This is a genomic window from Actinomyces slackii (assembly GCF_900637295.1).
In the GTDB taxonomy this organism is placed as follows: Bacteria; Actinomycetota; Actinomycetes; order Actinomycetales; family Actinomycetaceae; genus Actinomyces; species Actinomyces slackii.
Genome location: NZ_LR134363.1, coordinates 917,362 through 930,392, shown reverse-complemented (window position 1 = coordinate 930,392; position 13,031 = coordinate 917,362). Strand labels below are relative to the sequence as shown.

Genomic DNA, 13,031 nt, shown 5'->3' with positions numbered 1-13,031 from the left:
CCAGAAGGCTGAAGAATTGTGGCCCCGGGGAGAGGTCGCGTGCCAGGATTGGGGGAGCGACTCCGCCACGACGTCAAGGAGCCCCATGCCAGAGCCCGCCGAGATACTTCCCCTCAATGAGGCCGAGCAGGCCTGGCTGGCCGAGCAGTTGACCCGGGCCCGCGAGCTGGGGCTGACCTCCATCGACGCCCTGGAGGAGTTCTTCGAGGCCCAGCGCAGCGCCTGGTACGAGCAGCGCGAGGACCGCCGCCCCGACCCGAGCCCCCAGGTCACCCTCATCGGCGCTGCTCTGGGGCAGATGCTCATCGAGGCCTGCGACCTGGAGTGGAGCGTGCTGACCGACGAGCAGGGCACCGCCCTGGCGGTCACCGGCGAGACCACCTCCATCGCGCTGCTGCCCATGAGCTCGGTGGCCAAGCGCTGGACGGGAGAGACGATGACATCCCTGCCGGAGTACCTGGAGCTCGCCTCCGCCGAGGTCGAGCGGCTCCGCCGGGCGGCCGCGCGCGATCTCACCAGCCCCGACGAGCCCGCAGACCGGGGGCAGCGCACCAGGGGCCGACGGCACCGGTCCCGCCGATGACGCCAGACGCCCCGCGGCGCACCGGCCGCTCACCGCGCAGGCCAACGAGCCGCTCGGCAGTGACTCGGCAGTGAGGCGCTGAGGGCGTCTCACCCACGTGAGCGCCCCAGGTAGAGGCGGTGGCAGACCCGCCAGGAGGCAAGACCATGAGCTCATGGATCGAACTGGCCCACAATCACACTCGATTGCGCATATCACTAGGATTTCGCACCCCTAACGAGGCGGGATACGAACTCCCGGAATACGACCTTCACCACCCCCGACACTCCGCAGTTTTGATCATGAGTCTCTCAACGAAACTCCATGATCAAAAATCGCCGCGAATAGGCGATTCATAGACGACAGCCTCCCCTAAGTGGAATCTTATTCCTCAGAAACGAGACAAGATGATACAACGTTCTACAAAAAGGTCTAACTGGCGGAAATAGAATCACATCACCCAACAACCTCAGAGGCATGGAAGAATGCAATAGGACTCTCCCGATAGCACTTTCCTCCAGATAAAATCTGGATCCATCCCAAAAAATAGCCGTCTTCTTGGTGAGTGACGCACCCGGGCCAGAGTATGAATAATTGGGAACAAAGTTCACCGTCTCATCGTAAATGCGACTTTGAACAAATCGAACAAAGTTCTTACAAAAACTACAATCCTGATCATACACAAATACCGCGCTCGAAAAACTAGTGCTCGACTTTGTCATTAGAGCGACTCAACCTCCCTCGCCTTTCTGTTCGCGACAACAACTTGAATCGCCGCCAAAACTAGTACAAGCACCGCACTCAACACGATATTGATGACGATCAAAATCTCGCTACTGTCTAGAAAAATGAGCGCCGCAGTGGACACTCCGGAGCAGAATAAAAATGCACCTTGGATCAGATAGACCCACCATACAGATCGGTTAGCGTATGAGAATGCGCGATCACTTCGCATTGTTTCTTTGGTTCTCACGCCAACAAAATAGTTTCTCTGCAGGTTACTACGCTTCGCTTTGATGCTCAGAGCTACCATTACGAAACCACTGACGACCAAAGAAAAAGAGACGATCCAAAACATTTCGATAAACTCCTTCCATCTCAGGATAAAATGCAAGCACAGGAGTGACAAGATACATTATTATAACGCAAATCATTGAGCACAAGAAACTCCATAATCCGAAAGCAAGGGCAAATGCCGTATGTAGCATCACTCCTATCATAGCAATACGAATCTTAGTTCGAGGACGTGCTAAAAGCGCCAATGCGAGCATCGCCTCTATCCCAAGCACGCCGTAGTTCAGCAAAACGGTGCCTAACCAACTGCCCGAGACAAACTTCAATATAGACAAGAATGGCTCGGGAGGACTAAATGTCGGATCGGTGATCCAATACCACACGCTCGTCCCATTCGCCCACTCCGGCACATTTAACTTCCCCAACACTGCGTGCGCATAAATAACGGATCCTTGAATTGAGAATAGTATCAGAGCAGACCACCATATTGCCCGCAAAACAATCGGTTGTCCAAAGTACTTTCTTCTCCCACTCCAGTGATGCAATCTCAAATCGCCAAAATGGTACATGACAAATATCGCCGTCATCGCCAATGCGACCTGATCGCCTCCGTCAATAATCGGAACCGAGTGGACAAAACTCCACATTAGCCAGAAGTGCAGAATACTAGTGAGCCACGGTAAAACTCCGACTATCACTGAAAGCAAGATGATCAGAGAAATTGCGTAGGCCATCCCTCCCTCGTGAGGATTCTGGAAGCAGTAGATGCCTACTGTTCTATTCATTCCGAAGCAAGCTACTCCTCCTGGATAGTTTGCGGATCTAAAAAACAATTGGTCCTTGGGAGTGAATAGAAGCGTAAGAAGAGTTCCCGACCCAAGAACTGTTCGAGCCATACCTGCAGTAAATAGATGAGGGTCACGCGAGATTATGGCATTACTAAACCTGTCCAGCAATGGCGTACCGTGCGTAGACTGAATGGAACTCTCGCTACCAGCGATGTCTGTCCGTTCTGGCATCATCTCTGACCACCTCCAATGCACTACCTATGATGATGTATTGCATTCTACGTTTAAATATAGGACCTTTCCCGGCATTCCTATAGTTGAGTTTCGATAGGCCCACGGGATTGGCTGAGATTCGGTAATAGCGATCAAGCCACACAATCTAGGATCGTACTGGGTCACAGTAATACTGGTAGGAATTTCGCCTTCGATGCAGGATCGAAATTTGGAAACATTTCGACAGTCGATCCAATCTTGTTCTCCTGTCTCTGCGATTAGCGCCTGAATGTCAAACTCAGTCAATCTTGATTCTCGATTTAGACCGAATGCATAACGGGCTTGCATGTTGGGTCCTCTTGTCGCAGGTCGCCACGACTGATTTTCCTTGTCCAGTACGTAAGGGACATGGCGCAAGTCCCTCGGCGATTTAGTGAAAAATGCCCAACCTTGCATCGTTACCGAACGTACGTTAGAGGCCATGGATCGAATATGTTTTCCTCCTGTGTCTCCAATTGGGAGCCAAGCCACCGCCTGGAGGAAAATAATCGAAACGACCAAAGTGATAGACAATAGTGCGGGAGCTCTGCGCGAAAGACTGGAGTTGTTATCTGCCTGCTCGTCAAATTGCCCTGTCTCCAACTATCAGTTCACTCCCTCGATGACATCTACTACAAAAGACTCGCGAGTCGCCGCCGAAACTTTTGCCGACGCGGGCCCCCAAAGCCAAGCTCCGGCATAAACCGCGGCACCGATAACCACCGCCCCAAAGGCTGTGATTGCGACTGTATTGTGTACTGCAGCCGCTAGGTATGCAACGCAAACAACTGCTGCGCCGCACGCTGCAGGTTGCGGTTCCTGATCCACTACCTCAGGCATTTTCTCTTCGGCATATGAAATTCCGACTTGAGCCAAAGCGTCCAGTCCCTTCTCAACCTCTAGGGGATCGTCACTTTTGATAAGGGTTACTGCAGAATGAATCTCATTTGATCTAGTTGCGATCAAGTCATTCACTGTGTGGTCTACCGCGTTGACATACTCTTGTTCAGAAATACTTTCGGGCAACTGAATCTCAAACCCGATCTCCTCAGCCACGGGGCCCACACCGTACATTAGTCCCTTTACCACTTGTTGGTCTGAGTAACCTTCTTCCCGGGCCTGCGCAGGCAGACCGTAACTGATCATCCACAGAAAGAATGCGATAATCGTTGAGACAACGATGGGTCGAGTAGCGGCGGTCAGTCTCATTTTCGACTCTCCTAATATGTTCGATGGGATTCCAGGCTGTCAAACTATCGTTTCGATTGTCAATCCCTCACAATGAAGTTCTATGATGCCTACAACTGCGCGCTTCGGGAAGACCGTGGACTGATATGAGCTTCCTCGCTGATTCTTTGGGCAGCGATCCGGCTGTGTGATGTCTGATATGCTAGCGCCGAAGTCTAGGTGTTTGGAGGTTTCCACAAGTGGGCTCTTGCGAGATGTCTCGCGCCTCTGCTGTCTTAGAGCTTGGTGTCAAGTCTGGCTCCTGGCACTAAGGTCGGGACTTAGTGTCAGGAGTCAGGAGGAGCGACTCTGCCACGATGTCAAGGAACCCCATGCCAGCGCCTGCCGCGATACTTCCACTCAATGAGGCCGACCTGGCCTGGGTCGCGCTGCTGCCCATGAGCTCGGTGGCCAAGCGCTGGACGGGAGAGACGATGACATCCCTGCCGGAGTACCTGGAGCTCGCCTCCGCCGAGGTCGAGCGGCTCCGCCGGGCGGCCGCGCGCGATCTCACCAGCCCCGACGAGCCCGCAGACCGGGGGCAGCGCACCAGGGGCCGACGGCACCGGTCCCGCCGATGACGCCAGACGCCCCGCGGCGCACCGGCCGCTCACCGCGCAGGCCAACGAGCCGCCCGGCAGTGACTCGGCAGTGAGGCGCTGAGGGCGTCTCACCCACGTGAGCGCCCCAGGTAGAGGCGGTGGCAGACCCGCCAGGAGGCGTAGACGCTGAGCCACATGAGCGGGACAGTCATTCCCAGCGCGTACGGCAGCCTGCCGCCCTCCAGGGCGGCGTGGACCAGCGCGTCACGAGCGCCTGAATCATCTGCCCACGCCGCCCCGCAACTGACGACGGCGATCAGGGAGAATCGAGCCAGCGCCGTGAGTCTCGCCGCATGCCGAGGGGTTCTCTCCCTCAGACGGATAACGTCCACCGTCATCATCTCGCTCATCGGCACAAGCAGCACAAGGATGATGACGATGATCCGCAGGCGCAGCACGGCGGCGAACAACTCATCGGTATTCGCCGCCCATATGGCGGTGCCGGTGAGCACCACTGCCTGCGCGATCACGATCTCGGCGACGAGGATGAGGAAGTAGGCATCGATAATGCTCGGAGTCCTCACCGGCAGCATGGAGTACAGGGACAGGCGCCGCGAGATCGTCACCGGCGATATCCGCATCCATCGCATCATCATCGCCAGACCGAGCACCATGACAAGCGCTCCTACGCCCCCATGAAGGGAGCTTCTCCCCGGGACCACCGCCCACACGGAGAGAAGGAAGGACACCCAGAGCACCGATGGGGCCACTCTGGTTCTCATGAGACCGAATCCGCATTCGATGCGGATGATGTCGATAAGGTGGCGAACCCGCTCAGCAGCCCGCGCCTCCGGGACCGCGGACTCCGCCCGGCCAGCCGTCATGCCATGCCACGGATAACAGCCATCGCGAGTACTCTCCGCCATCTCGTTAACGCTCCCAATAGCGTGACCACAAACTGCGGGCACACGTCACCGCAACCAAAACCCAGGCGCAGCCGCGCCGGCTCCGCCGATCCCGGTGAGTATACAGTCATCGGACTGCCCCTCATGAGCGGATGGCGACGCAATCTCGGGAGGAGATCAGAGATCCTGCCGCTTGTACATCCATGCGGTCAACAGGCCGGAGGCCACCACGACCGCCGCGCAGCTCGCGGCGCAGAGCCACAGCCCAGGAGCGGATACCGTGAGAGCCGAGGCCCCGGGCGCGTACTCGCCCCCCTTGATCCCCTGGGTGAAGCCCTCAACGAATCCCACCACGGCCGGGGCGAGGAAGTAGAGGAGCGCGATCATCGATAGCCGCACCGCCTGAGAGCGGATAAGCGCGATCGGCAGGGATATCGCCACCAGCATCAGCGCGACCAGGAAATACAGGATGTTGCTTCGCCAGGCCTCCGCGTCACGCTCGGTGATAGCAAGCGTCGCCAGCACCATCGCGCTGATCATGAGCACGTGGGCCCCTGTGATGAGCAAGCGCGCCCCCACGACATGGCCCCGCTCAATAGGAAGCGCGGCATACAGGAAGCTGGCACCGGCGCGCGAGGGTGACGCCCACATCAGCTCGTTGACAACCAGGATGGCAACAGGAATGACGAAAACTGCCACTCGACCAATCTCCATCAGCGGATATCCGACGGCATGGAAGATGGTGACCCCGTACAGGGCCGCCATGGCGGCAATACGAGGAGGCCGTTGCGCCAGCAGAAGGTCCAGGCGAATCACCTCCCACACAGCCCTGAGGCCCGTGAGGCGATCCATGGGCTCCGCCGGCTCCATCACACTGCCCTCTTGTGCCTCATCCATCATGGCTCTCCCTACCCGCGCGCTCACCACACGTCCTTTCCGCGATCCTCATATCAGTGACCCCAGGTCAGTGATCCTGCCGGAGATAGACATACGCGCTCAGGCGCCGGCAGGCCTCGATCACCACAGCACTCATCACCGCCGCGTACCCCAGGGCCGCGAGCGCCGTCATCGGCCCCGCCTCGGCGTCGCCAATCATCTGGGACAGGCCCCATCCCACGGCTCCTACCGCGCCTGAGACCGCAACAGCCGCGCCCAGCCATGCCGCCATCCCCACCGCGCGCTCGCCGAATCGCATATGTGCCGGCATGTGGAGGGAGATGAAGGCCACCTGGGCGATCGTGAGGGCCGCCGCCCGCAGCAGATCACCGCCTCGGAGCACCTCATCGCCCATCACCGCGGGCGTCAGCGTCATCATGACGGGCCCCAGGGCGGCGACCGCGCCCGTCGCCATGATGATGACGCAGCGAGCATTGATCAGATCCCTGCGCGACATGGGCAGGGCCCCGTGCAAAGACCTGAGACCGAACATGGAGTCCGCGAGCCACATCGTCCGCTGGAGCAGCGTCAGGGTGACGGTGATCCCCGCCCATACCCCGAGGCCGATCGCCTTGTCGCCGTGCCCCATCACGGCTCCCGCGCTCACTCCTGCCGCCAGGGCGGTCAGCACCGTCAACATCACCATCCACGGCCGGATCATGAGGAGCTCGAGCCTCAGCACCGCCACCCACGCACCGGGACGCCGCTCACCATGACCCCTCCCCGACCCCGCTGCGGCCGAGGGCTCAGCCGGCCCGCTCGCGCTCCCCGCACGCACCGCCGCCCTCCCGGGCTCGGCCACCCGCGGCGAGGCCAGCATCGGGGCGGCCCACTCCCGGGCGGCCCCGCCCGCTCGCTCGACTCTCAGCATGCCGCCGGGCTCCACCCAGCCGTGCGGCGCCAGCGTCTCACTCACCACGGGCCTCCTTGGCGATGTAGACGGCCAGGTCCTCGATCGTGGGCCGCTCGACGACCACGCGCTCGGCGATCGCCTCGGCGTCGGCCACCGGCAGCATGGCCTCCCAGCCCAGCTGGGTGCTGCGCAGGCCCAGGCTGGCCATGCGCACCTCGGGGGTCAGGCAGTCCGGAGTCCCCCGCACCACGCGGAAGGAGTCCACGATGTCAGCCGCCGTCCCATTGGCCACCACCCTGCCCTGGGAGAGGATGACGAGATAGTCGGCCAGGCGGTCCAGGTCAGCGGTGATATGCGTGGAGAAGAGGATCGTGTGGCTCTCCTGGGTCATGTACTGGGCCAGGGAGTCCACCATCTCGGTGCGCGCCAAGGGGTCCAGCCCGGAGGTCGGCTCATCGAGGATGAGCAGCTCCGGGTTGTGGGCCAGGGCCACGGCCATCTGCAGGCGCATGCCCATGCCGCGGCTGAGCTCCTCGACCTTCTGGGCGGGCCTGAGCCCGGCGGCCCCGATCTCCCGGGCGAAGACCTCGGAGTCCCAGGTGGGGTAGAAGGGGGCCAGGCCCCGCTCGACGTCGCGCACCCGCCACTGCCCGTGGTAGGGAGGGGAGTCGAAGACCACGCCGATGCGCTCGTGGGGCAGGCAGGTGGCCGATCCCCGGTCCAGGTGGATCATGCCCAGGATGGCCTTGATCGTCGTCGTCTTGCCCGCGCCGTTGGCCCCCACGAAGCCTGTGACGTATCCGGCCGGCACGGAGAAGGTGACGTCCTCCAGGGCGAATCCGCCTTTGAAGCGCTTGGTCAGGTGGCTGATCTCCACTGGGTTCACGGGTTCTCCTTGGCGGTGTCAATGACGGTATCGAGCATGGCGTGCAGCTCCTGGCTGCTGAGCTGGGCCAGATGGGCCCGCTCAACGGCGCGGTCGAGGTGCTCCTCGACCTCCCGCAGCACCTGCTCGCGCACGAGCTCCGAATCGCGGGGCAGGACGAAGTAGCCCTTCCCGGGGACATTGGCGAGGAAGCCCTCGGATGTCAGGTCGGCGTAGGCGCGCGTCGTGGTGATGACACTGACGCGCAGGTCCCGGGCCAATGCGCGGATCGAGGGCATCATCTCGTCGGCCTCCACCTGGCCCGAGAGGATGGCATCCCTCACCTGCTGAGCGATCTGCTCGTAGATGGGGACGCCCGCCGTGTTCGACAGGACCACAGTCAGCGGCATCACTCCTCCTTCCGTACATAGACACTATAGACAGTAAGATCACTGCTGTGTCAAGGCGGGCGGCGCCGGCGAGCAGATGACACGGGACCGGCCGTCTGACATGGCAGACGGCCGGTCCCGCTCACGGGGAGGAGCGAAGTCGACAGAGCCGACAGAGTCAACAGAGCCGACAGAGCCGACTCAGCCCGAGCATGTCCGCAGTGGCCCTGCGCGCCGCGTGGTCGCAGACATGCTCATCTCGCCCCGGGCTCAGTCCTCGGTGCCCTGAAGGCGGGTCTCGTTGTAGTCGCCGAAGTCCTCCACCGTCGGAGTCTCCCCGGCCCACACGACCTCCGCGCTCGTGCCCCGCATGACGACGCGCTTGACGTCATAGACGTAGACCTCGGCGTAGTCGCCCTCGATGACGAGGGTGTCCACGTAGTCCACGACCACCCGGGCGCTCGTGCCCGAGATCGTCAGAGTCTGGACATCGCCCTCGATGCGGACGTAGTCGTAGTCCTTGCTCATCGTCATGGCGCTGTTGGCGCGCACCGTCCGGTCGACGCCGTCCAGGACGGAGAGCCAGTCATCATCGGTGATGGTCGCCGATGCACCCGGGCGGTCGGCCGCGGGCTTGGGCCCCTTGCCACCGGAGGACGACGTCGCCTCAGCCGAGGCCCGCTCCCGTCCCTCCTGGTCGGTTGAGGCCTTGGCCGACGGGGTCTGCTCCGCCGGCTCAGCACTGGCCTGGTCCTCCGGGGAGGCCTCGGCCTCATCGGTCTGGGAGGCCTCGGCGGCCTGAGCCGCCTCAGTGGCCTGATCGGTTGAGCCGGCCGAGGAGTCGCCCTGCCCGCCCACATTGATGGCGCAGGCACCCAGCCCCAGGGACAGCACGGAGGCGGTGCAGGCGGCCAGGGCACGACGACGAAGGGAGATGGTCATAGCGGATCGTCCTATTCGGTGAGAGGGGTGTTGGTGGCGCGCATACGGGCGCCGGGGAGCAGGTGAGGATGAGGAGAGATGGGATGAGTGGCGGGTCGCGCCCGCGGGTAGCGTCAGGGGCCCTCAGAAGGCCGGGATGAAGATCTCCACCCGACGGTTGAGCTGGCGGCCCGCGGGATTGTCCGAGCCGTCCGGGTTCTCATTGGGAGCCACGGGCCGGGTCTCCCCATGGCCGATGACCTCCATGGAGGCGTTGACGCCGTCGGCCTTGAGGGCATCGGCCACCGCCTGGGCGCGCTCCTCGGAGAGGGTCTGGTTGAAGGCGTCGTCGGCGATCGAGTCCGTGTGCCCCAGCACCTGGATGGAAGGAGCCTTGGCGTCCTTGAGCACGGTGGCCAGGTTGCCCAGGGTGGTCGAGGCGTCCGCGCGCACCTCCGAGGCGCCGAAGTCGAAGAGCACCCCGTCCTCCAGGGTGATCACGGTGCCGCAGGAGGTCACCGGGTTGACGGCGTCGATGGAGGGGAAGTCGCCCACCTTGCCGACCTTGGGCAGCGGCTTGGCCTTCACCGTCTGAGCGTTGACCAGGGCCGTGCCGTCACCGTTGTTGACAATCGACAGGCTCTTGTCGGTGTAGGACCCCGAGCCGTCGCCGTTGTTGACGATGGAGACCTCACCCGTGGAGTAGCTGCCCGACCCGTCGCTGTTGATGACGATGGACTCGCCCGTCTGCGAGTTGGTGTAGCTGCCCGAGCCGTCACCATTGACCACGACGGACAGGTGAGTGTCGGTGTAGCTGCCTGACTTATCCCCGTTGACCACGATGGAGACCGTTCCGTCGGAGTAGCTGCCCGAGCCATCACCATTGTTGACGATGGAGACATTGTCCTTGCTGTAGCTGGCCGAGCCATCGCCGTTGTTGACCACGGCGGGCCCCTGGGATGAGGCCGAGGAGGCCGATCCGTCGCCGCCGATCACCGTGGTGCCCGAGCCGGTGGACAGGACACCGGGCTCATCGCAGCGGGCCGGACCCACACTCACCCCGGGCACCGAGGTGATGTCCCTGGTCAGGTCCTGGGTGAAGGCGCCGCCGGAGTCGGTCAGCAGCCCCAGGTCGGGCAGGGTGAACATGGGGATGGGAGGGATCTCGCCGGCCTCATAGCCGGCCACGGTCTGGGCGCTGGCACCAGTGGTCGCGCCGGCGCTCGCCCCCGAGGAGTTCGAGGCCTGGGACTGAGCGCCGGTCTCGCCGTCGGCCTGTGAGCTGGCCTCGGAGGCCGGGGCGGCGGCATCGGAGCCGGAGGAGCCGCTCCCGAGGTTGAGGGAGCAGGCGGTCAGGGACAGGGCGCAGGCTGAGGCGCATGCCAGGGTCAGGAAGCGCCGCATGGGGAGTGCTTTGTTCATATCCACAACAATAGTGGGCTCATGTCGCCCACCTGTCCCCGGTCTGTCGCGGTCCTGCGACAGGCAGGGAGACCCACACCCGCGAGCCCACGCCCTCCTTGGAACTCATGGTGGCCCGGCCCCCATGACGGCGGACGATGGTGGCCACCAGCGGCAGGCCCAGGCCGGAGCCCGGCAATCCACGGGCATTGCCGGCCCGCCCCAGCTCGGCCCACACCACCGGCATGTCCCCCTGGGGCACGCCGATGCCGGTGTCCGCCACCTCGATGGTGACCGTCCCGGCCTCCTCCCGACCCCGCACCTCGATGCTCCCGCCGGGGGGCGTGTACTTGGCCGCATTCGACACCACGTTGTAGATCACCGAGTACAGCAGGTCCCCGTCCCCGCGCACATGCGGAAGGGGCCAGGGCACCTGGGGCAGGTCCAGGCCGATGAGGGTGTGATTGCCGCTGGCGGCGATCTCCTCCCGCACGGCCTCGACGGCGTCGGTCACCGTCTCGGCCAGGTCCACGTCCTCCCAGGCCAGCTCGGCGGTCTCCAGCTCGGCCAGCTTGCGCAGGTCCGTGATGAGCCGGCCCATGCGCCTAGCCTGGGCATCGACCACATCCAGGCGCGCCTTGCGCTCCGCGCGCGAGGCCTGCGGCATATCCGCCACGGCTGCGCGCACCGCCGTCAACGGGTTCTTCAGCTCATGGTCCAGGCGCCGCAGGAACTGCTGGTGGCGCTCCCAGGCCTCCCGGCCCGCCTCCCGCCGGGCCCGGTCCCGGGCGCGGGCCAGCAGGCGGCGCACTGCCACCACGGCGGCGGGGATGAGCAGGAGGATGAGGCCGGCCTCCAGCACCAGCAGCGGCACGGATGCCGTCAGGGAGACCATGGTGCGCCCGTAGGCCACCTGCGCGAAGGCCACGGCCAGGCCCAGGAGCGCGACCGCGCCGATCCACAGCGCGGCCCGCCACCGCGGAGTGCGCCGCCGCTGCTCCTGGGGCTCGGCGGCCTGGGAGGTCCCCGGCCGATCGCTGCTGGCCCAGGCCGTCGCCGGCGCCTGGGCCGAGGCGCCCGACGACGGCGGGGAGGCCGGTGCCGGGGCCGGCTGCCCGGCGGCCGGAGCCGGGATGGGCTTCCCGGCGGGCGCAGCCGCGGTCACTTGCCCGGCGGCCGGACCCGGGATCGGCACTGGCCGGAGGGGGCCCGGTGATGCTGCGCCCGGAGATGGGTCGCCAGAGAGCTCACCGGGGTTGAGCCTCGTCGTGACCTGGGCACCCGACCACGGCGGTGACGCGGCTGAGCCCCCGGCCACGGGCGGCGAGGGCGAGGGGCCCGCCGAGGACGCCGCGGGGACTGCCGGGCCGGGCGGTCCCGATGCCGTGCCCAGCGCTCCGGGTGTTGGCGTGCCGGGTGTTGGCGTGCCCAGCACCGCAGAGCCCGGCTCCCAGGGAGCCGACGAGCCCAGCGCCCCGGAGCCGGCAGCCGGTGGCGGTGGCCCCGCCGGCGGAATGCTCCCCGGAAGCGCCCTGGCACGGGGCCGCCCCCGGGGCTCCCCCGCGCCGGCCTGCCATCCGTCGCCCGGCGGCGGGCCCGGGGCGCTCACGCGCGGACCCCGGCGCGGAACCGGTAGCCCACGGAGGGCACGGTCTCGATGTAGGTCGGGTTGGCGGCGTCGTCGCCCAGGGCCTGACGGATCTCGCGGATGCGGTGATCCACCGCCCGGGTCGAGGTGGCGAAGTCGATGCCCCATAGGGAGGCCAGCAGGGCCTCGCGGGTGTGCAGCTCCCCGGGATGGCTCATGAGGTAGTCCAGCAGCATGGTCGCCTTGGGAGTCAGCGCCAGCTCCCGCCCTCCCAGGACGACGCGGCGCGAGGCCCGATCCAGCACCAGGTTCCCGGCGGTCAGCCGGGGGGCCGAGCTCAGCGGGGCGCTCGCGCCCTGGGTGCGGCGCAGCACGGCGCGGATTCGCGAGGCCAGCTCAGCGGGGTCGAAGGGCTTGGACAGGTAGTCGTCGGCGCCGTCGTCCAGGGCCGAGACCCGCTCGTAGGAGGCGTCGACCTGGGTGAGCAGGATGATGGGGGTCCATTCCCCGCCCGAGCGCACCCGCCGCACCAGCTCCCGGCCGTCCATGCGCGGCATGAGGACGTCGGAGACGACGATGTCGATCTCGTAGGCGCCCAGCAGCTCCAGGGCCTCGGCGCCGTCGGAGGCCAGCATCACCCGGTAGCCGCTGCGCTCCAGGTAGGGGCCCAGGGAACGGCGGATGGGGGCCTCGTCGTCGACCAGCAGGACGGTGGCGGCCGGAGCCCCGGCCTGGGCCGTGGGCGCGGGGGATGCGGCGGGCGCGGGGGAGGCGGACCAGGTCATGGC

General features: G+C 64.4%; 16 protein-coding genes. 2 read left to right on the top strand and 14 right to left on the bottom strand.

Going from position 1 to position 13,031, the window contains the following annotated elements:
* Window positions 1-85: 85 nt before the first annotated feature.
* Entirely contained in the window at window positions 86-583 is a 498-nt protein-coding gene (locus EL266_RS03810; RefSeq protein ID WP_026426425.1) for a DUF3806 domain-containing protein, read from the top strand.
* A gap of 332 nt (window positions 584-915) precedes the next feature.
* Here the strand turns inward: EL266_RS03810 and EL266_RS14035 are convergent, their stop codons facing one another.
* The 5 genes from EL266_RS14035 to EL266_RS03790 all read right to left on the bottom strand — a co-directional run bounded on the left by EL266_RS14035 (window position 916) and on the right by EL266_RS03790 (window position 3,825).
* On the bottom strand, window positions 916-1,284 hold the full coding sequence (locus EL266_RS14035) for a DCC1-like thiol-disulfide oxidoreductase family protein (protein WP_084500936.1): 369 nt from the start codon (window positions 1,282-1,284) through the stop codon (window positions 916-918).
* On the bottom strand, window positions 1,284-1,595 hold the full coding sequence (locus EL266_RS14030; RefSeq protein WP_408608486.1) for an SdpI family protein: 312 nt from the start codon (window positions 1,593-1,595) through the stop codon (window positions 1,284-1,286). Before EL266_RS14030 ends, EL266_RS14035 begins: the two co-directional genes overlap by 1 nt.
* Window positions 1,564-2,310, bottom strand: a complete 747-nt coding sequence (locus EL266_RS13380; protein WP_169719967.1) for a hypothetical protein — start codon at window positions 2,308-2,310, stop codon at window positions 1,564-1,566. Before EL266_RS13380 ends, EL266_RS14030 begins: the two co-directional genes overlap by 32 nt.
* Before the next feature lie 312 nt (window positions 2,311-2,622).
* A complete protein-coding gene (locus EL266_RS14025; RefSeq protein ID WP_084500932.1) occupies window positions 2,623-3,060 on the bottom strand; it encodes an SdpA family antimicrobial peptide system protein in 438 nt (145 codons plus the stop codon).
* 162 nt (window positions 3,061-3,222) lie between these two features.
* Complete coding sequence (locus EL266_RS03790; RefSeq protein ID WP_126412142.1) at window positions 3,223-3,825, bottom strand: hypothetical protein; 603 nt, start codon at window positions 3,823-3,825, stop codon at window positions 3,223-3,225.
* A 350-nt stretch (window positions 3,826-4,175) separates the two neighbouring features.
* Between EL266_RS03790 and EL266_RS03785 the strand changes: the two genes are divergently transcribed.
* On the top strand, window positions 4,176-4,424 hold the full coding sequence (locus tag EL266_RS03785; protein WP_126412140.1) for a hypothetical protein: 249 nt from the start codon (window positions 4,176-4,178) through the stop codon (window positions 4,422-4,424).
* 89 nt (window positions 4,425-4,513) lie between these two features.
* Here the strand turns inward: EL266_RS03785 and EL266_RS03780 are convergent, their stop codons facing one another.
* The 9 genes from EL266_RS03780 to EL266_RS03740 all read right to left on the bottom strand — a co-directional run bounded on the left by EL266_RS03780 (window position 4,514) and on the right by EL266_RS03740 (window position 13,028).
* Window positions 4,514-5,059: a hypothetical protein gene (locus EL266_RS03780; protein ID WP_126412138.1), complete on the bottom strand. Its 546-nt coding sequence runs from the start codon at window positions 5,057-5,059 to the stop codon at window positions 4,514-4,516.
* Window positions 5,060-5,467: 408 nt separating this feature from the next.
* Window positions 5,468-6,190, bottom strand: a complete 723-nt coding sequence (locus EL266_RS03775; RefSeq protein ID WP_026426423.1) for an ABC-2 transporter permease — start codon at window positions 6,188-6,190, stop codon at window positions 5,468-5,470.
* A 64-nt stretch (window positions 6,191-6,254) separates the two neighbouring features.
* On the bottom strand, window positions 6,255-7,142 hold the full coding sequence (locus EL266_RS03770) for an ABC-2 transporter permease (protein ID WP_126412136.1): 888 nt from the start codon (window positions 7,140-7,142) through the stop codon (window positions 6,255-6,257).
* Window positions 7,135-7,965, bottom strand: coding sequence for an ABC transporter ATP-binding protein (locus tag EL266_RS03765; RefSeq protein WP_026426421.1), 831 nt, complete (start codon window positions 7,963-7,965; stop codon window positions 7,135-7,137). The genes EL266_RS03770 and EL266_RS03765 overlap by 8 nt, the downstream gene beginning before the upstream one ends.
* Window positions 7,962-8,354 carry a GntR family transcriptional regulator gene (locus tag EL266_RS03760; RefSeq protein ID WP_034514632.1) on the bottom strand — a complete coding sequence of 131 codons (393 nt, stop codon included), beginning with the start codon at window positions 8,352-8,354 and terminating at the stop codon, window positions 7,962-7,964. The genes EL266_RS03765 and EL266_RS03760 overlap by 4 nt, the downstream gene beginning before the upstream one ends.
* A 249-nt stretch (window positions 8,355-8,603) precedes the next feature.
* Entirely contained in the window at window positions 8,604-9,275 is a 672-nt protein-coding gene (locus EL266_RS03755; RefSeq protein WP_034514631.1) for a hypothetical protein, read from the bottom strand.
* 123 nt (window positions 9,276-9,398) lie between these two features.
* Window positions 9,399-10,676, bottom strand: coding sequence for an OmpA family protein (locus EL266_RS03750; protein WP_026426419.1), 1,278 nt, complete (start codon window positions 10,674-10,676; stop codon window positions 9,399-9,401).
* A 19-nt stretch (window positions 10,677-10,695) separates the two neighbouring features.
* Window positions 10,696-11,820, bottom strand: coding sequence for a sensor histidine kinase (locus tag EL266_RS03745; protein ID WP_232012104.1), 1,125 nt, complete (start codon window positions 11,818-11,820; stop codon window positions 10,696-10,698).
* Between the two features lie 440 nt (window positions 11,821-12,260).
* The gene (locus EL266_RS03740) at window positions 12,261-13,028 is read right to left on the bottom strand and encodes a response regulator transcription factor (protein ID WP_026426417.1); all 768 of its coding nucleotides are present in this window, start codon (window positions 13,026-13,028) and stop codon (window positions 12,261-12,263) included.
* Window positions 13,029-13,031: the final 3 nt, after the last annotated feature.

Excerpts from the sequence above, each read along its gene's own strand:
- EL266_RS03740 (WP_026426417.1), bottom strand. The coding sequence starts at position 13,028 with ATGACCTGGTCCGCCTCCCCCGCGCCCGCCGCATCCCCCGCGCCCACG.
- EL266_RS03810 (WP_026426425.1), top strand. The coding sequence starts at position 86 with ATGCCAGAGCCCGCCGAGATACTTCCCCTCAATGAGGCCGAGCAGGCC.
- EL266_RS14030 (WP_408608486.1), bottom strand. The coding sequence starts at position 1,595 with ATGGTAGCTCTGAGCATCAAAGCGAAGCGTAGTAACCTGCAGAGAAAC.
- EL266_RS03760 (WP_034514632.1), bottom strand. The coding sequence starts at position 8,354 with ATGCCGCTGACTGTGGTCCTGTCGAACACGGCGGGCGTCCCCATCTAC.
- EL266_RS03780 (WP_126412138.1), bottom strand. The coding sequence starts at position 5,059 with ATGGTGCTCGGTCTGGCGATGATGATGCGATGGATGCGGATATCGCCG.
- EL266_RS14035 (WP_084500936.1), bottom strand. The coding sequence starts at position 1,284 with ATGACAAAGTCGAGCACTAGTTTTTCGAGCGCGGTATTTGTGTATGAT.
- EL266_RS03790 (WP_126412142.1), bottom strand. The coding sequence starts at position 3,825 with ATGAGACTGACCGCCGCTACTCGACCCATCGTTGTCTCAACGATTATC.
- EL266_RS03755 (WP_034514631.1), bottom strand. The coding sequence starts at position 9,275 with ATGACCATCTCCCTTCGTCGTCGTGCCCTGGCCGCCTGCACCGCCTCC.
- EL266_RS03775 (WP_026426423.1), bottom strand. The coding sequence starts at position 6,190 with ATGATGGATGAGGCACAAGAGGGCAGTGTGATGGAGCCGGCGGAGCCC.
- EL266_RS03750 (WP_026426419.1), bottom strand. The coding sequence starts at position 10,676 with ATGAACAAAGCACTCCCCATGCGGCGCTTCCTGACCCTGGCATGCGCC.
- EL266_RS03785 (WP_126412140.1), top strand. The coding sequence starts at position 4,176 with ATGCCAGCGCCTGCCGCGATACTTCCACTCAATGAGGCCGACCTGGCC.
- EL266_RS13380 (WP_169719967.1), bottom strand. The coding sequence starts at position 2,310 with ATGGCCTACGCAATTTCTCTGATCATCTTGCTTTCAGTGATAGTCGGA.
- EL266_RS14025 (WP_084500932.1), bottom strand. The coding sequence starts at position 3,060 with ATGGCCTCTAACGTACGTTCGGTAACGATGCAAGGTTGGGCATTTTTC.